The following is a 21,238-nucleotide window of genomic DNA, read 5'->3' as shown; positions in this document are numbered from 1 at the left end:
GCCATTATCGACCAGCCCCGCTGAATTCGGAAAACGCGGGCTCAGACGGCCCCGCGGATGCGGCGGGTGGCGGCGACGTACTGCTCCATCCGCGAGCGCGCACTGCCATCGGCCAGCACCGCACGGGCACGGGCCAGACCATCGGCGATGCTGTCGGCGACACCGGCCACGTACAGCGCGGCGCCGGCATTGAGCGCCACGATGTCGAGCGCCGGGCCGGGCTGGTTGTCGAGCACGCCACGCAGCATCGCGATGGATTCTTCCGGACCGCCGACCTTGAGGTTGCGGCTGGCCGACATCGCGATACCGAAATCTTCCGGATGGATCTCGTACTCGCGCACCTTGCCGTCGCGCAGTTCGCCCACCAGTGTCCCGGCGCCGAGCGAGATCTCATCCATGTTGTCGCGGCCCCACACCACCAGCGCGCGCTCGGCCCCGAGTTCGCGCAGCACGCGCGCCTGGATGCCGACCAGATCCGAATGGAACACGCCCATCAATACGTTGGTCGCACCGACCGGATTGGTCAGCGGGCCGAGGATGTTGAAGATCGTGCGCACGCCCATCTCGCGCCGCACCGGTGCGACGACCTTCATCGCCGGGTGGTGCATCGGCGCGAACATGAAGCCGATGCCGGTCTCGGTGATCGCGCGCGCGACCTCCTCCGGCTGCAGATCGATGATCGCGCCCAGCGCCTCGACTGCATCGGCACTGCCGGACTTGGAGGAAACACTGCGGTTGCCATGCTTGGCCACCTTGGCCCCGGCCGCGGACACCACGAACATCGCGCACGTGGAGATGTTGAAGGTGTGCGAACCATCGCCACCGGTGCCGACGATATCCACCAGATGCGTCTTGTCCTCCACCGGTACCGCGAGGGCGAGCTCGCGCATCACGGTGGCGGCACCGGCGATCTCGCCGATGGTTTCCTTCTTGACCCGCAGGCCGGTCAGAATCGCGGCGGTCATCACCGGCGACACGTCACCGCGCATGATCTGCCGCATCAGGTCGACCATTTCGTCGAAGAAGATTTCGCGGTGCTCGATGGTGCGCTGCAGGGCTTCCTGGGGGGAGAAGGTCATGCGGGGTCCTTTGTGGTGCAGGTGCGGCGCGCTCAGCGCTGCAGGAAATTCTTCAGCAGGGCGTGGCCATGCTCGGTGAGGATCGACTCGGGGTGGAACTGCACGCCCTCGACCGGATGTTCGCGATGGCGCAGGCCCATGATCTCTTCGATCGAGCCGTCCTCGTTCTCGGTCCAGGCGGTCATTTCCAGGCAGGCCGGCAGCGTGGTCTTGTCGACCACCAGCGAGTGGTAGCGCGTGGCCTGGTAGCGGTCCGGCAGGCCGGCGAACACGCCCTTGCCTTCATGCCGGATCGGCGAGGTCTTGCCGTGCATGATGTTGGTGGCGCGGATCACATCGCCGCCATACACCTGGCCGATGCTCTGGTGGCCCAGGCACACGCCGAGGATCGGCGTGGTCGGACCGAGCCGGCGGATCAGCTCCAGCGACACGCCCGCTTCGTTCGGCGTGCACGGGCCGGGCGAAATCACGATGCGCTCGGGCGCGAGCGCGGCGATTTCATCGACGCTCAACGCGTCGTTGCGCACCACCTTGACCTCGGCGCCCAGCGTCTGCAGGTACTGCACGAGGTTGTAGGTGAAGCTGTCGTAGTTGTCGAGCATCAACAACATGGTCAGGGTCCGTCTTGAATGGGGAAGTGGCGTGCACGCAACCGTGCACGTGTCAGGCCGTTCGGCAGCAGTGCGTTACAGGCCCTTGGCCGCCTGCGCGACCGCACGGAACAGCGCGCGGCCCTTGTTCATCGTCTCGTCCCATTCCTTGCCGGGGTCGGAGTCGTAAACGATGCCGGCGCCCGCCTGCACGTGCAGGCGGCCGTCCTTGATCACCGCGGTGCGGATCGCGATGGCGGTATCGGCATCGCCATGCCAGCCGATGTAGCCGATGCTGCCGGCGTAGACGTTGCGCTTGATCGGCTCCAGCTCGCGGATCACTTCCAGCGCACGTATCTTCGGCGCACCGCTGACGGTGCCGGCCGGGAACGTCGCACGCAGCACGTCGGCATAGCTCAGGCCCGGCTGCAGCTGCCCGGTGACCTCGCTGACAATGTGCATGACGTGGCTGTAGCGCTCGATCACGAACTGCTCGCCCACTTCCACCGTGCCGGCCTTGGACACGCGGCCGGCATCATTGCGGCCGAGATCGATCAGCATCAGATGCTCGGCACGTTCCTTGGGATCGGCCAGCAGTTCCACTTCGAGTGCGTTGTCTTCCTCCACCGTCGCGCCGCGCGGGCGGGTGCCGGCGATCGGACGCACGGTGACTTCCCCGTCCTGCAGCCGCACCAGGATTTCCGGCGAGGAGCCGACCACCTGCACGTCGCCGGTATCGAGGAAATACATGTACGGCGAGGGATTGAGCGCACGCAGCGCGCGGTACACATCCACCGGGCGCGCCTTGAACGGCACGCTCAGGCGCTGGCTCAGCACCACCTGGAAGATGTCGCCGGCGCGGATGTATTCCTTGGACTTGTCGACCGCGGCAATGAAGCCTTCGCGGGTGAAGCCGGAGACGAAATCGTTCTCGTCCAGCACATCGCGCGTGATCGGCGCGGGGTAGCCGGCGCCGGGGGCGCGCAATGTGGCGACCAGCGCATCCAGCTTGGCCTGGGCGTGGTCCCACGCCCCGGGCTGCCCCGGGTCGGCGTGCACGATCAGGTACAGGCGGCCCTTGAGATTGTCGAACACCGCCAGCTCTTCGGAGTGCAGCAGCAGGATGTCCGGCGTGCCCAACTCATCGCGGCCACGCGGCGGGGCCAGGCGCGGTTCGATATAACCGATGCACTCAAAGCCAAACCAGCCGACCAGGCCGCCGGTGAAACCCGGCAGACCGGCCAGTTTCGGCACCGAGTGGGCGCTGCGCAGCGCCTCGACCTCGGTGAACGGGTCCGCGACCTCGCGGGTTTCCACCACGGTGCCGGACTCGCTGATGGTCAGGGTATGGCCGTGGAAGGCATATACCCGGCGTGCCGGCAGGCCGATGATGGAATAGCGCCCGAAGCGTTCGCCGCCCTCGACCGATTCAAACAGATAGGTATGCGGGCCGTCGGCGAGCTTCAGATAGACCGACAGCGGCGTGTCCAGGTCGGACAGCACTTCACGGACGACGGGGATGCGGGTGTGGCCTTCAGCGGCCTGCTGCTGGAACTGCTCGAGCGTAATCAAGACGACTTTCCTTCCGGGAAACGGCGGTGGCGGGACGGACGACGGCAACAGGCCACCATCGCCACCAACGGCGAGCGGAAGAAAGGGTATGCGGGGTCGTCAGAATGGACACCCGGCGACTGTACCGCAGCCCGGCGCGGGGGGGAACCCCGTCACGCGCCGCAGGCAGGCACGCCAGCCCCCGACGCGGCGCCCGCACTGGCGCCTCCAGCGTCAGTACAGGGGCATCGGCCGCTCGGCGGCCAACATACCGTTCAGGGTATCCAGCATCCTGACGAGGTCCACCTGCCGATGCAGACGGGTCTTCTCGAAAATGCTCTGCAGGCGGGTCCGCGCGCTTCCGACACCGATGCCGCAGATCGTGGCGGCGGCCGACAGCTCGCCTTGGTGATGCAGCGCCACGGCCAGGGTGGCTTCGGCCGGGGTCAGGCCGAAAAGCTCGCGCAGGGTGGTGGACAGCCCGGCAGACGAACGCCGCACGAGCGTGTTGACCGTCATGACAAAGCGGGCGGTACCGGTGCCGGGGATGTACTTTCCGTAAGGCCTGAGCGACGCGAAGCCTGCCAGTAGCCCATCGACATCATGCAGGGCGACGATATCCTCCCCGGGGTCCTGCGCCGGACCGCCCCGCAGCGCCAGGCGCCGGACCAGGGCATTCCAGCCTGCACGCGAGGCCGGATGTACCGGCTCCAATGCCGCCTTGCGGCGCACACGCAGGACACGACCCAGCAGCATCTCCTCCCCCCCGGCATTCACCGACACCGGCCGCAGGTTCTCATCGAGAAGCAACAGGGCCAACGTCCCTGCCTGGCGCCACGCGTCCTGCAGTGACTGGCGCAACTCGAAGGCGTTGACGAAGTGCGGTGCCAACGCTTCGCAGAGTGCCACCTCTCGTGCATCGAAATCGCCCCGCCGCTCGGTTCCCACGAAGGTCAACATGGTGACCTGATCCGGCTTGCGCGAGGCACATAGCGCCACCGAGCGCAGCGTGTCGATCTGGCGCAGGAAATCCAGGTAATACCGCGTTCCGCGCATCTCCTCCAGCGTGGCCACCCGGTCGCTGACGATGACACTGCCAGCCCGCATCGTAGGCGCGGCCCGGTTGAACCAGAGGTTGTCCACCGAATACAGCGTGTCTTCGTTGAAGCGCTCCACCGTACGCGGGTCCGCCATCGCACCGGCCGCAACGAGCGCCACGTGACGCCCACCCTGCACGTCCCGCAGGGTCACGCTGCCCGAGTGGCAACCAACCGCGCGCCCGAGCCGTTCAACGAATGACTGCATCCGCTCGGGATCGGTGACCCCGGCGTACAGCTCCTCCATAAGCTCCGCTTTCACAACCACCTCCTGTGTTGTTCGTCAAGTCATGTTCACGACCTGCGTCGCTGCGCCTCTGGACGCAGATTTGCCGCCATCCCATCACCACGTCAAGGACGCCATGGCCCTCTCCGCACTGCAATCACTTTCCACCGCACTCACCCTGTCCCTGCTGCTTGTCGCCTGCAACGGCAAAGACGATGCAGCACCCCCGAGCGCCGATAACGACAGCAACACCCCTGCGGCCGAGGGTGAGGCAAGCGCAGATAAAACGGCACGCACCCCGCTTCCCCAAGCCGACCTGGCCAAGCCGCTGACTGAGTATCGCAAGTTGGATAGCGGCCAACAGGTGATGTTTCTTTATGCCGCCACGTCCAAGCTGCCGACGGATTTCGACACGATGGCCAGCCTCGCCTCGCAGGAATACCGCGGCACGGCCGATACCTTCCGCCGCAAGGACCTGATGGTGGCGCTTCGCCCGCAGCTCGAACAGGGCATCGCAGACGCGGGCCGCTCGCCGTATTTCTGGAGCGAACTGGAGGATGCCGACCTGCAGGCCTATGACTTCGAGCGGAAGGGCTTCCCGGTCGGCGAATTCAACGGCGGCAAGTATCGCTACTTCATGGACATTCCGGAGTACACCTACACCTGGGCCAACCCTGCGCAGGTTCAGCTCGCCCCGGTCGCTGACGAAGCGGTTGCCCGCGAGCTTGAAGGGCTTCGTAGCCGATGGAACAGCAAACCCCGGCTGCGGACCTACTTCTTCGTCCAGTCTGCGGATCTGAACCAGCGACGCCTCAATGCGTACGTCACGCACGTCCAGCTTCTGGACCGCAGCGGACGCGTCCTGGCGTCCTACTCGCCCGATCCGGCGGTGGCAGCGCAGCCAGCGGAAGAGGATCCGTGCGTTTCGCCGGAGGACTGCGCACGGCGTGCTTTGGGCAGCTGATCGTTTCGGAATCCACAGGGGAATCATCCATGAATCAACTCAATGAAAGCGACGTCCAGAACGCGCTGCAGCAGCGCCTCGTGCGCGAGGAAGCCGGGCGGCGCGCAACCGAAGGCCTGATGCGCACGGCCAGGACGCTGCGATGGATCGGCTGGGTCTGCGCTCTGGTGCCGATCATCGGCATCGTCGGGGTGGTGCTGTTCCTGCTCAGCACGATCCTGTGTTTCGCCTATGCGCAAAGCAAGGGGAACCCCGATGGCATCAAGCAGTTGTTGATCACCTTGGCCAGCCTGTTCGCTGCGGGCATCGTCTGGGTGCTGGTCAATCTCACCGTGCTCGGCCTGTTTGGCGCAGCCATGTCCATGCATTGAGGATCTGCACATGAACGGAATCACCTTGAAGCAGTCGCTGCTGTCGGCCGCTGCCGCGGCAGCATTGCTGGCCGGTCAGGCCGTGCCTGCCCACGCACAATCCGCCGACGCGCTCCGTCGTGAGAACGCACAGCTGCGTGCCCAGCTGGAAGCGTTGAACCAACGCTGCGGCGTGCCGGCGCCCGACGACACCGGCGCACTGGAGCGATTTGGCGATATCGAAGCGCGTCTGGATTCGATCCGGGCGGGACAGCGCACGCGCGGCTCGGTAGAGATCACGGTGACGATGACACTGCGCAATGTGTCGTCGCAGCCGATGGTGTTGAATTATGAGTACGACACCTTCAACGCGACCGACAGCCACGGCTATACCTACCGCTTCTTCGGCGGGCAGGACAAAGACACGATCAAGGGCATCCCGATCGCCACCACGAACCGGGTCGACCCGACCTTCACCCTGCTGCCAGGCCGATCCAGCACGGTCACCTTCCTCGTGCAGCGCGCCATGAACGAGGGGCAGACCCCGGGCAGCCGCTTCGATATCAGTGCCAGCTTCGGCCAGTACGAAAACCTGGGCCAGGGACGACTGCGACGGCTGCAGACATTCCCCGTTTCCTTCAAGGATCGCTCAGTCACGTCGGGCGGCGTCGCCACTGGTATCGGCGGGCGCGCGGATCAGACGGTTGAAAACGCGGCCGGCAGGTTGTTGGATCGCCTGTTGAAGTGAGCCGGGCACGGCAGGCGCCACCACGCGCCAGCCGTATGCAGGACGGCCCCGCAGCCGCGCCGGAACTCAGGCCCTGGACAGCAGCGGACTGTCCAGCGCCACATGCAGGTTCACCCGCCCCGGCACGCAGTCGATGCGGAAATGGCGGGCCTGGACCGGCTCGCCATCCAGATTGAGCGTCAGCGGCACCTCGGCCTCGATCTCCACCCACGGCGCCTGCACACGTTCGGCCACCTGCTCCAGCGCGCCGCGCTTGCCGCCCTTGACCAACGCGGCAAAGGTCGAGGCGACCTCCCCGCTCAGCTCGGGGATCACCGTGATATCGAGCAGACCGTCATCAATCAGAGCCTCCGGGCACAGTACCTGCCCGCCGCCGGCCTGGCGGCCGTTGCCGATGCCCAGCGCGATGAAACCACCGGCCCACTCGAACCCCGGCGCCCGGACCCGCGCCTGGATCGGATCGATCCGGCCCAGCCGCGATACCCCGGTGACCAGGTAGGCCAGGCCGCCGAGCACTTTCTTCAAGCCCTCATCGGTCTCCACCGTGACCTCGGTGCCGAAGCCGCCACTGGCCACGTTCGCGCACCACCACACTTTGCCATCGGCATCGATGCGCAGCAGATCGACCGGGCGCGCGGGCGCGTGCGTCATCAGCTCCAGCGCCGCCAGCGGTTCATCGGGAATCTCCGCCGCGGTGGCGAAATCGTTGGCCGTGCCCAGCGGCAGCAGCCCCAGCGACGGCAATGCATCGGCGGCCTCTTCCCGGTGCGCCAGTGTCTCGGCCACCTCACTGAGGGTGCCATCACCGCCGGCCGCAATGATTGTATCGACCCCATGCGCGATCGCCTCGGCCACATAGCGCTCGGCGTCGCCCGATTCCCAGGTCACCCGTACCTCCAGCTGCACGCCGCGCTCACGCAGCGCCGCGACCGCCTCGCGCACATCCTCATTGCCGGTGGCCTTGCCGTTGAGGATCAAACGCCAATGGGGACGGCTCATGCGGTACTTCCAGGGAGTGGGGAAGCGAAGGCTAGCAGCGGACGGCGTGGCCGCCGGTGAACGTCATCAAAGCGTCACCGATCCCCCGGAGAATGGGAGGCCATAGCAAGGAAGATGGATGGAGGCAGGATCAGCCTCCCGCTATTCCCAGGGCCGCATCAGCAATGGTGCGGTCTTTTTTTTGACCCGCCAGAAGCGCAGCCGACCAACGGCCGGCACTACCGGGCTGGGTTGGCTGCGGCAGCCAACCAACGGTCGGCTCTACGGGTGCTCAGCCTTCGGCGAAGGTCCGCAACGCCTCGCCTTCCATCCGGTACACCGTCCACTCGCTTTGCGGCTTCGCACCGGCGGCCTGGTAGAACTGGATCGCCGGTGCATTCCAGTCCAGCACCGACCACTCGAACCGGCCGCAGCCTTCGGCCACCGCGATCCGTGCGATGTGCTGCAGCAGCGCCTTGCCGGCACCGCTGCCGCGGCGCTCCGGGCTGACGTACAGATCTTCCAGGTAGATCCCGTTGCGGCCCAGCCACGTCGAGTAGTTGTAGAAATACACCGCATACCCGATCGCCACGCCATCGGCTTCGCAGATCAGCGCATGCGCCTTCGCCGCCGGTCCGAACAGGCTCGCCCGGATGCCCGCTTCGTCGGTCTGCACCGACGACTCGGCCTTCTCGTAGATCGCCAACTCGCGGATGAAACGCAGGATCAGCGCCGCATCCTCGGCGGTGGCCACGCGGATGGTCACGGCAGCCACCGGTTCCATGGCTCAGCCCCGCGCCGCGGCGACGTTGCCGCGCATCTGCGCGATGATGTCCTGGTAGCTGGTCTTCGCATTGAAGATCGCCGAGCCGGCCACGAAGGCATCGGCACCGGCGGCGGCGATCGCCCCGATGTTGTCGGCCTTCACCCCACCGTCGATCTCCAGGCGGATGTCCTTGCCACTGGCATCGATCTTCTTGCGGATCGCGCGCACCTTGTCCAGCGCCGACGGAATGAACGCCTGGCCGCCGAAACCCGGATTGACCGACATCACCAGCACCAGGTCCAGGTCATCGAGCACCCAGTCCAGGATGTCCACCGGCGTGGCCGGATTGAGCACCACGCCCGGCTTGCAGCCCAGCGAACGGATCAGCTGGATCGTGCGGTGCACGTGGCGGCTCGCCTCCGGATGGAAGCTGATGTAGGTCGCGCCGGCCTCGGCGAAATCCGGAATGATCCGGTCCACCGGCTCCACCATCAGATGCACGTCGATCGGTGCGGTCACACCGTGCTTGCGCAGCGCCTGGCAGACCAGCGGGCCGATGGTCAGATTCGGCACGTAATGGTTGTCCATCACATCGAAATGCACCCAGTCGGCGCCGGCCGCGAGCACGTTGTCCACTTCCTCACCCAGGCGGGCGAAATCGGCGGACAGGATGGAGGGGGCAATGATGCAGTTGGACATGGCCGGGGCCTTCGGGAGGTGGAAAGGGGGCGCCGCGCGGACTCAGCGCTTGCGCAGGGTCTTGATGCGGTCGTAGGCGGCATTGAGCTGGCGCGACTTGCGCTCGGCCTGCTGGCGCAGCTCCGGCGCCGCGCCGACCACCTTGTCCGGGTGGTACTGGGACATCAGCCGGCGGTAGGCCAGGTCGATCTCGGCATCGGTCGCCTCGGAGGTCAGCCCCAGCTCGCGGTAGGGGTTTTCCCTGTTCAGCCGGAACCAGTCGGCATCGAAGGCATGCCCCAGCAACAGCCCGACCACGGCACCGAACAGCGGATTGGGCCTGAACAACAAGGCGCCGGCGATGAATCCGAGCAGTTTTCCGTACCAGCGCATGGTGGTCTGGGCAGCCAAGGCGACAAAGGATCCTCATTTTACGTCACAGCGGGCCCAACCCGCTTTACACTAGGCCGCCCGCTGTCTGTGCGGGCCCTCCGGGTCCCCTGGACAGCTGTCATGACGAAGCCTCAGGAGTGCCCGTGCCGACCACGTTGTTGCAATCCGATCTCCCCGGCCTGCCCTTGCGCCATCGCGGCAAGGTGCGTGATGTTTTCGACATTCCGCGCGACCGGCTCCCCGCCGGCACTCCGCCGGGGGACTACCTGCTGATGGTCGCAACCGACCGTCTGTCAGCCTTCGACGTGGTGCTCCCCGATCCGATCCCCGGCAAGGGCGAGATGCTCTGCCAGGTCTCCAACTTCTGGTTCGCCAAGACCGCGCACCTGATGCCCAACCACCTGACCGGCATCGATGTCGCCAGTGTGCTGCCCGAGGGTGTCGATCCGGCCCTGTACGCCAAGCGCGCCGTGGTCACCCGCAAGCTCAAGCCGGTTCCGGTCGAGGCGATCGCCCGCGGCTACCTGATCGGCAGCGGCTGGAAGGACTACCAGCGCACCGGCAAGATCAGCGGCATCGAGCTGCCCGACGGCCTGCGCCAGGCCGAACAGCTGCCCGAACCGATCTTCACCCCCTCGACCAAGGCCGCCGTCGGCGACCACGACGAGAACATCGATTTCGATGCGATGGTGAAGGCGGTCGGTGCGGACCTGGCCGAGCGCGTGCGCGACGCCACCCTGCGCATCTATGCCTTCGCCGCCGATTACGCCCGCGAGCGCGGCATCATTCTGGCCGACACCAAGTTCGAGTTCGGTACCGATGCCGATGGCCGTCTGTACATCATGGACGAGATGCTGACCCCGGATTCCTCGCGCTACTGGCCGGCTGACGAGTACGAGGTGGGCACCAGCCCGCCGAGCTACGACAAGCAGTTCGTCCGCGATTACCTGGAAACGCTGGACTGGGGCAAGACCGCCCCGGGCCCGAGCATCCCGGCCGAGATCATCGAGCGCACCCGGGCCAAGTACGCCGAGGCGCTGCAGCGCCTGGCCGGTATCTCGGTCGACTGATTCGCCTGCGCCCCCGGCCGTGATGGCCGGGGGTCCCGGCCGTAGAGTCGACCGCTGGTCGACTGCCGCGGACGTTGGTGGCCTATCGCGTGCAGCACGAGGGGTATCGTCTGGGTGAGAGCAAGCCGACCAACGGTCGGCTCTACGGGCGGTATGCTCTGCAGATCCTGGGAGGGAACATGGCCACCACCACCGTCGCACGCCCGATCGACCGCTATTTCGCCAGTTATTCCGACGATCACCGCAATGCGCTGAACCAGCGCATCCACGTCGTGGCCGTCCCGGCGATCGCGTGGTCGGTGATTGCCCTGCTGTGGTGCCTGCCGCCGCTGATCACCTGGTTCCAGAACGGGATCTGGGCCGGCCTGGCGATGTTCGCCGCCTGGTGCTTCTATAACCGCCTCTCGCGCACGCTGGGCTACGGCATGCTGGCGTTCTTCTTCGTCAGCGGCTGCGTCTGCCGGCTGCTGGAAGCCGAGATCGGCCTGGTCAACCTGTTCTGGCTGGCCCTGGGTGTCTTCGCCGTGGCCTGGGTCGCGCAGTTCATCGGCCACAAGCATGAAGGCCGCAAGCCGAGCTTCCTGACCGATCTGGTCTACCTGCTGATCGGCCCGCTGTGGGTCCTGGCCAAGCTCTACCGCCGGATGGACTGGCGCTACTGACCGGTTTTTCCTGAACGAGCGAGGACGCTCACCGGCACTCCACGCCGGACCGTCCAGCATCGTCCGCAGTGGCCTTTCGAGCGACGGTCACCGTTCATCTTCGTGCACGCCCACGCGGTCCCGCAGCCCCTGTGACGACTGGTTCCCGACCCGATTCGACGGGCGCCGGGAGGCCACACTCGGCAAAGTCGCCAGCGGGTCTCCATACGGCGGCCGACGCGCCCGAATGGGGCCACGCGCCGCCCTGAAAAAATGAATCAGCGCACGTTACATGCAATTGAGGGCGTATTCGGGTGTATCGGCAGCAATTGCCTGCCTGTTAGACTGAACGACCTGCTCGTGAATCCCGCATTCCCTGCATGAATCCTAGTCTGCTCCTGCTGCTCGCCCTGCCCTTCCTGATGGCAGTGGCCGTCGCTTCATTCCGCCGCACCTCCCGCTCCACGGCCGCCTGGGTAGCCGCGGCCGCTCCGCTGGGAGGACTGGCGCTGTTGGCGACGATGACCCCGGCCATCATGGACGGCGGGATCGTCCGCAGTTATGGGGAGTGGATACCGCAGATCGGCCTGGCCTTCTCACTGCGCCTGGATGGCCTGGCCTGGATGTTCGCCGGCATGGTGCTGGCGATCGGTGCACTGGTGGTGATGTACGCCCACTACTACCTCAGTGCCCGCGACAGCGCCCACCGCTTCTACTGCTACCTGCTGCTGTTCATGGGCGCCATGCTGGGCATGGTGCTCTCGGGCAACCTGTTGCTGTTGATGGTGTTCTGGGAAATGACCAGCATCAGCTCGTTCCTGCTGATCGGCTTCTGGTCGCATCGCCAGGATGCCCGGGAGGGGGCCCGGATGGCCTTGGTGGTCACCGGCGGCGGCGGTCTGGCCCTGCTCGGCGGCGTGCTGCTGATCGGTCGCATCGTGGGCAGCTTCGAACTGGATGCCGTACTCGCCGCGGGCGATCTGATCCGCGCCAGTTCGCTGTACCCGTATGCCCTGTTCCTGGTCCTGGCCGGCATCTTCACCAAGAGCGCCCAGTTCCCGTTCCACTTCTGGCTGCCGCACGCGATGGCCGCGCCGACCCCGGTCTCGGCCTACCTGCATTCGGCGACGATGGTCAAAGCCGGCGTGTTCCTGCTGGCCCGGTTGCACCCGGCGCTGGCCGGCACCGATCTGTTCTTCTATACGGTCAGCGGCATCGGGGCGATCACGCTGCTGATCGGCGCCTGGAACGCGATCTTCCAGCATGACCTCAAAGGCCTGCTGGCCTATTCGACGATCTCCCATCTGGGCCTGATCACCATGCTGTTCGGCCTGTCCACACCGATGGCGGTGGTGGCCGGCGTGTTCCACATCCTCAACCACGCCACCTTCAAGGCGTCGCTGTTCATGGCTGCGGGCATCATCGACCACGAGACCGGCACCCGTGACATGCGCAAGCTGGGCGGCCTGCGGCGGTTGATGCCGATCACCAGCGCGCTGGCGATCATCGCCTCGCTGGCGATGGCCGGTATTCCGCTGCTCAACGGCTTCCTGTCCAAGGAAATGCTGTTCGCCGAAGCGCTGACCGCGGGCGGTCCGGAAACCATGCGCGTGGTGATGTCGATCGCCGCACTGCTGGCCGGCGTGTTCGGCGTGGCCTACAGCCTGCGCTTCGTGCACGACACCTTCTTCGGCAAAGGCCCGCATGATCTGGACCGCGTCCCGCATGAGCCGCCGCGCTTCATGAAGGTGCCCGTCGAGATCCTGGTCGTGGTCTGCGTGGCCGTCGGCGTCGCCCCGGCGATCACCATCGCCCCGGTGCTGCACGCGGCCGCCTCCTCGATCCTCGGCGCGGCGATGCCGGCCTACAGCCTCTCGGTCTGGCATGGCTTCAACACCCCGTTGATGATGAGCATCGCCGGCGTCATTGGCGGTATCGCGCTGTACTTCGGGCTGCGCCGCCTGATCAACCTGCATGCGGTGGTCAGCCGCAGCATCGGCCGCAACCTGTTCCACAAGCAGCTGGACCTGGTGTTCGGCTTCGCCCACCGGCTCACCCAGGGCCTGGCCAACGGCAGCCTGCAGCGCATGCTGATGGCGCTGGTGGTGGTGGCGATCATCGTCGCCGCCGCACCGTTCGTGGCCAATCCGGCGTCGCCCAACTGGCCCTCGCCGCAGCCGATCCCACTGCTGGGCTGGGCGCTGTGGCTGGTGATGATGGCCTGCGCGCTGGGCGCACTGTTCGTCTACCGGCAGCGCCTGCTGGCGGTGCTGGTGGTCGGCGGTGTCGGCCTGATGGTCTCGCTGACCTTCGTGTTCCTCTCCGCGCCCGATCTGGCCCTGACCCAGCTGCTGGTGGAGATGGTCACCCTGGTGCTGATGCTGCTGGGCATGAACTACCTGCCGATCCAGTCGCCCCCGGAGAAGTCGGTCTGGCGCAAGCGGCGCGATGCGGTGATCGCGATCGTCGCCGGCGGCGGCCTGGCCGCGATGGCCTACACCGCCATGACGTTGCCGCCGAACACAATGGCCGGCGAGCTGCTGGCGCGTGCGCTGCCGGAGGCGTATGGGCAGAACGTGGTCAACGTGATCCTGGTCGACTTCCGTGGCTTTGATACCTTCGGTGAGATCACCGTGTTCGGCATCGCCGCGCTGGTGGTGCACGCCATGCTGCGCCGCTCGCGGATGGCGCCGGAACAGATCATGCCCGGCCCGCCGATCAAGCTGCCGGTGCCGGCCGATCTGGCCCAGATCATGTTCCCGCTCACCCTGACCGTCTCGATCTTCCTGTTCCTGCGCGGCCACAACGCGCCCGGCGGCGGCTTCATCGCCGGCCTGGTGCTGGCCGTGCCGCTGCTGATCCAGTACGTCATCCAGGGCACCACCTCGGTGGAATCGCGCTTCGGCTTCGATTACATCCGCTGCATCGGTGCCGGTCTGCTGATCGCCATCCTCAGTGGCTGCGCGTCGATGCTGTTCGGCGTGCCGTTCCTGACCAGCGGCCATCTGGACCTGCACATTCCGCTGATCGGCGAGGTACCGCTGGCCAGTGCGATCGGCTTCGATACCGGCGTGTACCTGGTGGTGTTCGGCGGCGTGATGCTGATGCTCTCGATGATGGGCACGATCAAGCCCTCGCGCACCCGCAATGCCCGTAAAGGCGAAATCGATCCCAACCGCCGTTCGGCAAAAACCGGGGAGATGCACTGATGGAACTGGCTCTGGCAAGCGCCATCGGCGTACTGAGCGCGATCGGCATCTACCTGTTGCTGCGCGCGCGCAGCTTCGATGTGATCCTCGGCATGACCTTCCTGTCGTATGCGACCAACCTGCTGATCTTTGCCGGCGGCCGGCTGGTGCAGGGCAAGGCACCGGTGCTGCGTGAGGGCATCGACAGCGACCTGGGCAACTACACCGATCCGCTGCCGCAGGCGCTGGTGTTGACCGCCATCGTGATCGCCTTCGCGATGACGGCAGTCAGCATCGTGCTGGCGATGCGCAGCCGCAGCGACAACCACAGCGACCACGTGGACGCGCACGAAGAAGAAGAGCTGCCTGCCGATACCGCGCCGGGCCGGGAGGGCGGCGCATGAATCATGCGGTGATCCTGCCCATCCTGATTCCACTGTTCGGCGCGGCCTGCTCGCTGTTCGTCGAGCATCGCCGCTACGGGCCGAAGGTGCAGCGCACGGTGGCGTGGACCACGCTGACCGCGCTCGCCGCGGCCGTCGCGCTGCTGTTCGCGCAGACCGCTGACGGCAGCATCGCGGTGTACCTGCTGGGTGACTGGCCCTCGCGCCTGGGCATCGCGCTGGTGGCCGACCGCCTCTCGGCATGGATGCTGGTGACCACGCTGCTGCTGGCCATCCCCTGCCTGCTGCACGCCTGCTCGGGCTGGGACCGGCGCGCGCCGCACTTCCATGCGTTGTTCCAGTTCCAGCTGGTCGGCCTCAACGGCGCGTTCCTGACCGGCGATATCTTCAATCTGTTCGTGTTCTTCGAGGTGATGCTGATCGCCTCCTATGGCCTGCTGCTCAGCGGCGGGCGCGGCCTGCGCATGCGCATCGGCCTGCACTACGTGGTGTTCAACGTCACCGCCTCGACCCTGTTCCTGATCGCACTCGGCCTGCTGTACGCCTCGCTGGGCTCGCTCAACATGGCCGAACTGTCCCAGCGCATCGCTGAAGTGCCGGCCTCGCACCTGACCCTGGTCAAGGCGACCATGGGGCTGTTGCTGCTGGTGTTCTGCAGCAAGGCCGCGCTGATGCCGCTGTATCTGTGGCTGCCCGAAGCGTATGCGCGTGCGCCGGCGGCGGTGGCGGCGCTGTTCGCGATCATGACCAAGGTCGGCCTGTACGCGGTGTTGCGGGTCAGCACGCTGTGGTTCGGCGAGGGTGCCGGACCGATGGCCGGCTACGGCAGCCAGTGGCTGCTCTGGGCCGGTGTGGCCACCCTCGTGCTGGGCGGCCTGGGCGTGCTCGCTGCGGCACGCCTGCGCGTGCTGATCTCCTACCTGGTGGTGGTCTCGGCGGCGACGCTGTTCATCGCCTTCTCGGTGCGTACGCCCGAAGTGCTCTCGGCCGGCCTCTACTACCTGCCGCACAGCACCTTCGTGGCCGCCGCGCTGTTCCTCATTGCCGATCTGATCCGCCGCCGCCGCGGCGGTGCCAGCGATCGCAAGGAAGTCATCGCGCCGATGCCGGGCAAGGAAACGCCTGCGGTGCTGTTCCTGATCGGTGCGGTGTCGGTCGCGGGCCTGCCGCCGCTGTCCGGCTTCCTGGCCAAGGCTGCGCTGCTGGCCGGGATGCCGGCGCAGTACACCTGGGCGGTGTGGGCCGCCGTGCTGGGCAGCAGCCTGATGGTCATCGTCGGCCTGACCCGCGGCGGCATCCGCCTGTTCTGGCGCGTGCCGGTGGTCGAAGAAGGCGCACCCAAGCCGCGCAAGGCACCGACGCGCACCGTGGAATTGTTCGCCGCCGCGCTGCTGCTCAGCTATGGCATCGCGATGAGCGTGTTCGCCGGCCCGCTGATGCAGCACACCGATGCGATGGCCACCCAGCTGCTGCAGCCCCAGGACTACGTGGGTGAACTGCGCGCCACAACGCCGGAGATCCGCCAGCCATGACCGGCAAGCCTTCCCTGTACAAGCGCATCCTGCCCTCGCCCTCGCTGAGCGTGATGGTGGTGGCGTTCTGGCTGTTGATGTCCGACAGCTTCACCCTGGGCCAGTTCGTGCTCGGCATGATCCTGGGCGTGGTGGTGCCGCTGTTCGCCGCCCGGCTGGACCGCGAGTTCGCGCGGATCGGCTCGCTCAAGCCCCTCCCCAAGCTGTTGTTCGTGACCCTGTGGGACATCCTGATCTCCAACATACGGGTCGCGATCCAGGTGCTGGGGCCGGAGCGCCGCATCCACCCCGGCTTCATCTGGCTGCCGCTGGATATCGCCAACATCCACGGCATCGCCGCGTTGACCAGCATGATCACGTTGACCCCGGGCACGGTGTCGGCGGCCTTGTCCGATGACCGCAGGTATCTGCTGGTGCACGTGCTGCATCTGGATGATCCGGATGCGCTGATCCGGCAGATCAAATCCCGCTACGAAGCCCCGCTGATGGAGATCTTCCCATGACCGGATACATGTTCATCCAGACCACGATGGTGGTGTGCATGCACGTGGTCGGCCTGGCCATGCTGCTGGCCACCTGGCGCCTGCTGCGCGGCCCCACCGTGCCCGATCGCATCCTTGCGCTGGACACCTTGTCGGTGACGGCCATCGCTGAACTCATGTTGTTCGGCATGTACCTCAACTCGGCGGTGTACTTCGAAGCGGCGCTGATCATCGCCATGCTCGGCTTCGGCAGCACGGTGGTGCTGAGCAAGTTCGTGCTGCGCCGGGACATCGTCGAATGATCACCTTCATCCAGATCGTGCTGTCGATCCTGCTGCTGTTCGGCTGCTTCTTCATCCTGGTCGGCGCGCTCGGCCTGGTGAAGCTCTCCACCTTCTTCAAGCGCCTGCACGCCCCGACCAAGGCCAGCACGCTGGGCGTGGGCTGCGTGCTGGTCGGCTCGGTCTGTTACCACATCTTCCTCGGCGAAGACCCGCAGCCGCGCGAACTGCTGATCACCGTGTTCCTGTTCATCACCGCACCGATCAGTGCGCACATGATGGCCAAGGCCGCGTTGTCGCTGCTGATGGAAACCCGGCCGGACCTGCCGGGCCACAAGACCGCCAAGGAAGAACAGCTGCCACCGCCGGAGCCGCGCCATCCGGGCGACACCGAGGGTGCCGAGGCACCGGTTTCCCGGGACAGCCAGTAGAGCCGACCGTTGGTCGGCTGCATGCAGCGTGGCAGACGGCAGCCGACCAACGGTCGGCTCTACGCATTTCGACGGTCAGCCGCCCCAGACCAGCGCCAGCTCCAGCGCGATCCAGCCGACGAAGGCCACCACCAGCACCGCGCCCTCACGCCGGCTGATCGTCAGATCACCGCGCAGCATCGGGTAGAGCACCAGCACGAAGGCGATCGCCGCCGGCAGCTCCAGTTTCACGAACGATTCGGGCAGCGCCAGCGGACGCAATGCGGCCATGCCGCCGACCACCACCAGCAGGTTGAACAGGCTCGAGCCGATCACATGGCCCAGCACCATGTCGCCCTGGCCACGCCGGGCGGCGGCAATGGCCGCCGCCACTTCGGGCAAGGCGGTGCCGATCGCCACCGGCAGCAGGCCGACCAGCAACGGTGACCAGCCCAGCCCGGCGCCAAACACCGGCGCGGCCTGCACGATCCAGCGCGCGCCGAAATACAGGCACACCGCCGCGAACAGCAGCCGCAGGAGGTTGAGGAACAGTCCCGTGCGGGTCATGGCGTAGCCGGCGATGCCCTCACGCACCGGCTCGACTTCCAGCCGCGCGCGGCGCAGCAGGAACACCAGCAGGCCGACAAAGGCGAGCAGCAGCACGGCCCCTTCCCAGCGTGCGATCACGCCATCCAGGCCGAACAGGATCAGCAGCGCACTGGCGGCGGCCAGGCAGACCAGCAACGGTGACAGCAGGCGCGCACGGACCAGCAGCGGCGCAGCAAGCGCCGCCAGGCCCAGGGTCAGGCCGACGTTGACGATGTTGCTGCCCACCGCGTTGCCGAGCGCGAGTTCTTCCGCGCCGACCACGAAGGCACGGGCGTTGACCACCAGCTCCGGCAGCGAGGTGCCGAAGGCCACCAGCAGCAGCCCGGCCACGAACGGCGACGCGCCGAAGCGCTGGGCCAGACCCGAGGCGGCCCGGACGATGGCGTCGCCGCCCAGTGCCAACAGCACCAGGCCCAGCACGAACCAAACAGTGGCAGCAATCATCTGGTGCTCCCCGGTGACAGATGTGGGCCGATTCTAGGGCCAGCCCACGCCAAACAGTGAAGGCCCGCCCCGGCCCTGTGGCCGGCGCGGTGCCGATGGCTCAGGAGCAGCCTTCCACGTAATCGACCTGCGGGGTCTTGCCGACCCGCCATGCGGTCACATTGCCATCGCCGTTGATCTCGAAGTTGACCAGCGCGCCGCCCTCGGTCGCCGGGCGCACGCGCAGGTTGTGGCCGTGCTCGTCGTACTTGTGTGGGGTCAGGTCGCCGCGATCCGGGTACAGCGTCTGCAGCTGGCCGAGCGACATGCCGACCTTGCCGCCACCGGGGGCGACGATGCGGTCGTTGCGCACGTCGTACCGGACCAGACGCTTGCCTTCGATCATGAAGATCACGTCCTCGGCCTGCGCGCCTTCCGGCCGCAGCGCATGGCAGTAGTCGTCAGCGACGTCGCCCTGCAGGGGTGTCTTCCAGGCCGCCCGGACCTCGTCCAAGGTGCTGCCCAGCGCCACCGGGCCGTAGCCATCCAGGCGTGCAGGACCCTGCGTCACCGTGCCCGGGGCCGACGTGGCAGGCGCTGCCGGCGCGGTGTCCGCCGCCGGTGCAGGCACGGCCGCCTCGGCATCGGCCGACGGCGTCTCCGGCGTGCGCTCGCACGCGGCCAAGGCCAGCACCATCCCCACTGCCATCACGCTTCCCAGCTGTCTCATGCCTGCATCCTCCCGGTGAATGGGCGCAGCCTAGCGCGAGCGCCGTGTGGGCGGCATGCACAGTGTCGCTGTCATCCGCGTTTCACCTGCCGCGTTCAGGCTCGGCCTGCACCGCATCGACCCCGCCCCCATGCAACCGCAGAAGACCGACCTCGCCCGCACCGCTTTGCAGGCCCACCGCGCGCCCCTGGACATGCGCCAGCGCCGGCTGTTGATCCTGTGCGACGGCCAGCGTGACCTGGTCCAGCTGGGCCAGCTGGTGGGCCCGGAAACCCCGGCGATGGTGATCCAGCTGATCCAGAGCGGGTATCTGGTGTCCAGTGCGGTCGCGGAGGCGGCCATTGTCGCGCCCGCCGCCCCCGCGCCGGGCGTGATGCAGACAGCGGCGCCGGTGACCGAACGCCGCCGCTCGCTGGTCGCCGCCCGCATCTATCTGCTAGACATCCTGGAACTGCAGCGTCATCCGCAGGCGGCAGCGCTGTTCCACACCCTGCAGCAATCGCGCAGCGACGAGACGGTCATGGCCGCGCTGCAGGCCGCACTGGATGCGCTGCCGGGCCTGACCTCCACCGGCTACGCCGAGCGGGTGCGGCAGCGGTTGCTGGAGGTGCTGCCGAAGGAGCATGCCGAGCGCTTCCAGATCGCGCTGGTTTGAGCCTGCGTCAGCCCGAGAAATTCGCCTTCAATCCCTGCCAGCAGCGCTGGTACCCGCGCTGGCGGTGCGTCGCGTCCATCGCCTGGGCGGTGGGGCGGATCACGCCGCGGGTTTCGAACATGAAGGCCATGGTGTCCTTGATCACGTCCGGCCTGCTCAGGTCGGCGGCGGAGGCCTTCTCGAAGGTCGCCGCATCCGGGCCGTGGCCGCTCATGCAGTTGTGCAGCGAGGCACCGCCGGGCACGAAACCTTCGGCCTTCGCATCGTAGGCGCCGTGGATCAGGCCCATGAATTCGCTGGCGATGTTGCGGTGGAACCATGGCGGGCGGAACGTGTTCTGCGCGACCAGCCAGCGCGGCGGGAAGATCGCGAAGTCCATGTTGCTCGTCCCCGGCGTGTCGCTGGGCGAATGCAGCACGAGAAAGATCGAGGGATCGGGATGATCGTGGCTGATCGAGCCGATCGTGTTGAAGCGGCGCAGATCGTAGCGGTAAGGCGCGTAGTTGCCGTGCCAGGCGACCACGTCCAGCGGCGAGTGATCGATATCCGCACGCCACAGCTGGCCCTCGAATTTGGCAATCAGTTCGAACGCGCCGTCGATATTCTCGAACGCTGCATGGGGCGTTTCGAAGTCGCGCGGATTGGCCAGGCCATTGGACCCGATCGGGCCCAGGTCGGGCAGCTTCAGCAGCGCGCCGAAGTTCTCGCAGACGTAGCCACGTGCGTCGCCGTCAGGCAGTTCGACACGGAAGCGCACACCGCGCGGGATCACCGCGATCTGCTGCGGCTCGATCTCGATCACGCCCATTTCGGTGAGCAGGCGCAGGCGGCCCAGCTGCGGGACGATCAGCAGCTCGCCATCGGCGTTGTAGAAATAGCGGCCCTGCATGTCGCGGTTGGCGGCGTACAGGTGGATGCCCACGCCAGCGTGGGCGTCGGGCGAGCCGTTGCCGCCCATGGTGTACAGCCCCTCGATGAAATCGGTGGGCGTGCTGGGCAGCGGCAACGGATCCCAGCGCAACTGGTTGGGCGAGACCGGGCCCTGCGCGACGTCTCCGTGCAGGTGCGGCTGGATAAAGGGGGTGAATTCGCCGTGGGTCACCGCGGGGCGGATGCGGTACACCCAGCTGCGGCGATTGCTGCCGCGCGGCGCGGTGAACGCGGTGCCGGACAGCTGTTCGGCATACAGACCATGCGCGACACGCTGCGGGGAGTTCTGCCCCACCGGCAGTGCACCCGGCACCGCCTCGGTGGCGAACTCATTGCCGAAACCGCTCTGGTAGCCGCGCGATGACATCGGGTTGTTCATGGTCCTGCTCCGCCGGAGGCGTGGATGGCAAGGGAAGACAGCCGGTGGCACCCGCGCGGGCGCGGATGCCACCGTTGAAGCGTA

General features: G+C 66.8%; 23 protein-coding genes. 12 read left to right on the top strand and 11 right to left on the bottom strand.

The genetic code is table 11. From position 1 onward, the window contains the following. Positions 1 to 41 precede the first annotated feature (41 nt). From trpD to ABE571_RS03465, 4 genes are all read right to left on the bottom strand, one after another. Complete coding sequence (gene trpD / locus ABE571_RS03480; protein ID WP_313219435.1) at positions 42 to 1,079, bottom strand: anthranilate phosphoribosyltransferase; 1,038 nt, start codon at positions 1,077 to 1,079, stop codon at positions 42 to 44. Between the two features lie 32 nt (positions 1,080 to 1,111). Next, entirely contained in the window at positions 1,112 to 1,690 is a 579-nt protein-coding gene (locus ABE571_RS03475) for an aminodeoxychorismate/anthranilate synthase component II (protein ID WP_070472319.1), read from the bottom strand. A gap of 75 nt (positions 1,691 to 1,765) precedes the next feature. Next, complete coding sequence (gene trpE / locus ABE571_RS03470) at positions 1,766 to 3,241, bottom strand: anthranilate synthase component I (protein WP_313211061.1); 1,476 nt, start codon at positions 3,239 to 3,241, stop codon at positions 1,766 to 1,768. 213 nt (positions 3,242 to 3,454) lie between these two features. Beyond that, positions 3,455 to 4,564, bottom strand: a complete 1,110-nt coding sequence (locus tag ABE571_RS03465; RefSeq protein WP_346493188.1) for a hypothetical protein — start codon at positions 4,562 to 4,564, stop codon at positions 3,455 to 3,457. Positions 4,565 to 4,679: 115 nt separating this feature from the next. Between ABE571_RS03465 and ABE571_RS03460 the strand changes: the two genes are divergently transcribed. The 3 genes from ABE571_RS03460 to ABE571_RS03450 are packed head-to-tail and all read left to right on the top strand — an operon-like array spanning position 4,680 to position 6,605. Then, positions 4,680 to 5,507, top strand: a complete 828-nt coding sequence (locus ABE571_RS03460) for a DUF4852 domain-containing protein (RefSeq protein WP_346493187.1) — start codon at positions 4,680 to 4,682, stop codon at positions 5,505 to 5,507. Next, positions 5,462 to 5,878 (top strand): hypothetical protein, encoded by a 417-nt coding sequence (locus tag ABE571_RS03455; protein WP_313211058.1) that lies wholly within the window; start codon positions 5,462 to 5,464, stop codon positions 5,876 to 5,878. The genes ABE571_RS03460 and ABE571_RS03455 overlap by 46 nt, the downstream gene beginning before the upstream one ends. A 10-nt stretch (positions 5,879 to 5,888) precedes the next feature. Further along, positions 5,889 to 6,605: a hypothetical protein gene (locus ABE571_RS03450; RefSeq protein ID WP_346493186.1), complete on the top strand. Its 717-nt coding sequence runs from the start codon at positions 5,889 to 5,891 to the stop codon at positions 6,603 to 6,605. A 66-nt stretch (positions 6,606 to 6,671) separates the two neighbouring features. Here ABE571_RS03450 and yegS read toward each other — a convergent pair whose 3' ends face one another. The 4 genes from yegS to ABE571_RS03430 form a co-directional block, all read right to left on the bottom strand. Further along, positions 6,672 to 7,604, bottom strand: a complete 933-nt coding sequence (gene yegS / locus ABE571_RS03445; protein ID WP_346493185.1) for a lipid kinase YegS — start codon at positions 7,602 to 7,604, stop codon at positions 6,672 to 6,674. Positions 7,605 to 7,875: 271 nt separating this feature from the next. Then, positions 7,876 to 8,358: a GNAT family N-acetyltransferase gene (locus ABE571_RS03440; protein ID WP_313211079.1), complete on the bottom strand. Its 483-nt coding sequence runs from the start codon at positions 8,356 to 8,358 to the stop codon at positions 7,876 to 7,878. A 12-nt stretch (positions 8,359 to 8,370) separates the two neighbouring features. After that, positions 8,371 to 9,048: a ribulose-phosphate 3-epimerase gene (gene rpe / locus ABE571_RS03435; RefSeq protein WP_070426117.1), complete on the bottom strand. Its 678-nt coding sequence runs from the start codon at positions 9,046 to 9,048 to the stop codon at positions 8,371 to 8,373. Between the two features lie 42 nt (positions 9,049 to 9,090). After that, on the bottom strand, positions 9,091 to 9,420 hold the full coding sequence (locus tag ABE571_RS03430) for a DnaJ domain-containing protein (RefSeq protein ID WP_123730837.1): 330 nt from the start codon (positions 9,418 to 9,420) through the stop codon (positions 9,091 to 9,093). Positions 9,421 to 9,563: 143 nt separating this feature from the next. On the opposite strand from ABE571_RS03430, the gene ABE571_RS03425 reads away from it, so the two are divergent. From ABE571_RS03425 to ABE571_RS03390, 8 genes are all read left to right on the top strand, one after another. Further along, positions 9,564 to 10,490, top strand: coding sequence for a phosphoribosylaminoimidazolesuccinocarboxamide synthase (locus tag ABE571_RS03425; protein ID WP_019185298.1), 927 nt, complete (start codon positions 9,564 to 9,566; stop codon positions 10,488 to 10,490). 179 nt (positions 10,491 to 10,669) lie between these two features. Next, the gene (locus ABE571_RS03420) at positions 10,670 to 11,152 is read left to right on the top strand and encodes an Mpo1-like protein (RefSeq protein WP_121040632.1); all 483 of its coding nucleotides are present in this window, start codon (positions 10,670 to 10,672) and stop codon (positions 11,150 to 11,152) included. A 359-nt stretch (positions 11,153 to 11,511) separates the two neighbouring features. Beyond that, positions 11,512 to 14,340, top strand: coding sequence for a monovalent cation/H+ antiporter subunit A (locus ABE571_RS03415; protein ID WP_313211055.1), 2,829 nt, complete (start codon positions 11,512 to 11,514; stop codon positions 14,338 to 14,340). Then, on the top strand, positions 14,340 to 14,723 hold the full coding sequence (locus ABE571_RS03410; protein ID WP_019185295.1) for a Na+/H+ antiporter subunit C: 384 nt from the start codon (positions 14,340 to 14,342) through the stop codon (positions 14,721 to 14,723). The genes ABE571_RS03415 and ABE571_RS03410 overlap by 1 nt, the downstream gene beginning before the upstream one ends. Further along, positions 14,720 to 16,255: a monovalent cation/H+ antiporter subunit D gene (locus ABE571_RS03405; RefSeq protein WP_123729955.1), complete on the top strand. Its 1,536-nt coding sequence runs from the start codon at positions 14,720 to 14,722 to the stop codon at positions 16,253 to 16,255. The genes ABE571_RS03410 and ABE571_RS03405 overlap by 4 nt, the downstream gene beginning before the upstream one ends. Then, positions 16,252 to 16,758, top strand: coding sequence for a Na+/H+ antiporter subunit E (locus ABE571_RS03400; protein ID WP_313211054.1), 507 nt, complete (start codon positions 16,252 to 16,254; stop codon positions 16,756 to 16,758). Before ABE571_RS03405 ends, ABE571_RS03400 begins: the two co-directional genes overlap by 4 nt. After that, complete coding sequence (locus ABE571_RS03395) at positions 16,755 to 17,039, top strand: K+/H+ antiporter subunit F (RefSeq protein ID WP_070472350.1); 285 nt, start codon at positions 16,755 to 16,757, stop codon at positions 17,037 to 17,039. Before ABE571_RS03400 ends, ABE571_RS03395 begins: the two co-directional genes overlap by 4 nt. After that, positions 17,036 to 17,449 carry a Na+/H+ antiporter subunit G gene (locus ABE571_RS03390; RefSeq protein WP_123729953.1) on the top strand — a complete coding sequence of 138 codons (414 nt, stop codon included), beginning with the start codon at positions 17,036 to 17,038 and terminating at the stop codon, positions 17,447 to 17,449. Before ABE571_RS03395 ends, ABE571_RS03390 begins: the two co-directional genes overlap by 4 nt. Before the next feature lie 75 nt (positions 17,450 to 17,524). On the opposite strand, the gene ABE571_RS03385 is transcribed toward ABE571_RS03390, so the two are convergent. Together ABE571_RS03385 and ABE571_RS03380 are read right to left on the bottom strand one after the other, a co-directional pair. Continuing rightward, positions 17,525 to 18,481 carry a sodium:calcium antiporter gene (locus tag ABE571_RS03385; RefSeq protein ID WP_346464443.1) on the bottom strand — a complete coding sequence of 319 codons (957 nt, stop codon included), beginning with the start codon at positions 18,479 to 18,481 and terminating at the stop codon, positions 17,525 to 17,527. 100 nt (positions 18,482 to 18,581) lie between these two features. Further along, on the bottom strand, positions 18,582 to 19,190 hold the full coding sequence (locus ABE571_RS03380) for a hypothetical protein (protein ID WP_346493184.1): 609 nt from the start codon (positions 19,188 to 19,190) through the stop codon (positions 18,582 to 18,584). A gap of 130 nt (positions 19,191 to 19,320) precedes the next feature. On the opposite strand from ABE571_RS03380, the gene ABE571_RS03375 reads away from it, so the two are divergent. After that, the gene (locus ABE571_RS03375; protein ID WP_346493183.1) at positions 19,321 to 19,845 is read left to right on the top strand and encodes a hypothetical protein; all 525 of its coding nucleotides are present in this window, start codon (positions 19,321 to 19,323) and stop codon (positions 19,843 to 19,845) included. Between the two features lie 7 nt (positions 19,846 to 19,852). On the opposite strand, the gene hmgA is transcribed toward ABE571_RS03375, so the two are convergent. After that, on the bottom strand, positions 19,853 to 21,154 hold the full coding sequence (gene hmgA, locus ABE571_RS03370) for a homogentisate 1,2-dioxygenase (RefSeq protein WP_346493182.1): 1,302 nt from the start codon (positions 21,152 to 21,154) through the stop codon (positions 19,853 to 19,855). Positions 21,155 to 21,238: the final 84 nt, after the last annotated feature.

It is taken from the genome of Stenotrophomonas sp. TWI273 (genome assembly GCF_039674765.1).
Classification (GTDB): Bacteria; Pseudomonadota; Gammaproteobacteria; order Xanthomonadales; family Xanthomonadaceae; genus Stenotrophomonas.
Note: the sequence above shows the minus strand (reverse complement) of the source record. Positions and strands in the feature narration are given on the sequence as shown.

Bases quoted from the DNA above. Each gene is read 5' to 3' on its own strand.
- ABE571_RS03460 (WP_346493187.1), top strand. From the start codon at position 4,680: ATGGCCCTCTCCGCACTGCAATCACTTTCCACCGCACTCACCCTGTCC.
- ABE571_RS03415 (WP_313211055.1), top strand. From the start codon at position 11,512: ATGAATCCTAGTCTGCTCCTGCTGCTCGCCCTGCCCTTCCTGATGGCA.
- rpe (WP_070426117.1), bottom strand. From the start codon at position 9,048: ATGTCCAACTGCATCATTGCCCCCTCCATCCTGTCCGCCGATTTCGCC.
- ABE571_RS03385 (WP_346464443.1), bottom strand. From the start codon at position 18,481: ATGATTGCTGCCACTGTTTGGTTCGTGCTGGGCCTGGTGCTGTTGGCA.
- ABE571_RS03475 (WP_070472319.1), bottom strand. From the start codon at position 1,690: ATGTTGTTGATGCTCGACAACTACGACAGCTTCACCTACAACCTCGTG.
- trpD (WP_313219435.1), bottom strand. From the start codon at position 1,079: ATGACCTTCTCCCCCCAGGAAGCCCTGCAGCGCACCATCGAGCACCGC.
- ABE571_RS03410 (WP_019185295.1), top strand. From the start codon at position 14,340: ATGGAACTGGCTCTGGCAAGCGCCATCGGCGTACTGAGCGCGATCGGC.
- hmgA (WP_346493182.1), bottom strand. From the start codon at position 21,154: ATGAACAACCCGATGTCATCGCGCGGCTACCAGAGCGGTTTCGGCAAT.
- ABE571_RS03420 (WP_121040632.1), top strand. From the start codon at position 10,670: ATGGCCACCACCACCGTCGCACGCCCGATCGACCGCTATTTCGCCAGT.
- ABE571_RS03380 (WP_346493184.1), bottom strand. From the start codon at position 19,190: ATGAGACAGCTGGGAAGCGTGATGGCAGTGGGGATGGTGCTGGCCTTG.
- ABE571_RS03405 (WP_123729955.1), top strand. From the start codon at position 14,720: ATGAATCATGCGGTGATCCTGCCCATCCTGATTCCACTGTTCGGCGCG.
- ABE571_RS03390 (WP_123729953.1), top strand. From the start codon at position 17,036: ATGATCACCTTCATCCAGATCGTGCTGTCGATCCTGCTGCTGTTCGGC.
- yegS (WP_346493185.1), bottom strand. From the start codon at position 7,604: ATGAGCCGTCCCCATTGGCGTTTGATCCTCAACGGCAAGGCCACCGGC.
- ABE571_RS03395 (WP_070472350.1), top strand. From the start codon at position 16,755: ATGACCGGATACATGTTCATCCAGACCACGATGGTGGTGTGCATGCAC.
- ABE571_RS03400 (WP_313211054.1), top strand. From the start codon at position 16,252: ATGACCGGCAAGCCTTCCCTGTACAAGCGCATCCTGCCCTCGCCCTCG.
- ABE571_RS03375 (WP_346493183.1), top strand. From the start codon at position 19,321: ATGCAACCGCAGAAGACCGACCTCGCCCGCACCGCTTTGCAGGCCCAC.
- ABE571_RS03450 (WP_346493186.1), top strand. From the start codon at position 5,889: ATGAACGGAATCACCTTGAAGCAGTCGCTGCTGTCGGCCGCTGCCGCG.
- ABE571_RS03430 (WP_123730837.1), bottom strand. From the start codon at position 9,420: ATGCGCTGGTACGGAAAACTGCTCGGATTCATCGCCGGCGCCTTGTTG.
- ABE571_RS03465 (WP_346493188.1), bottom strand. From the start codon at position 4,564: ATGGAGGAGCTGTACGCCGGGGTCACCGATCCCGAGCGGATGCAGTCA.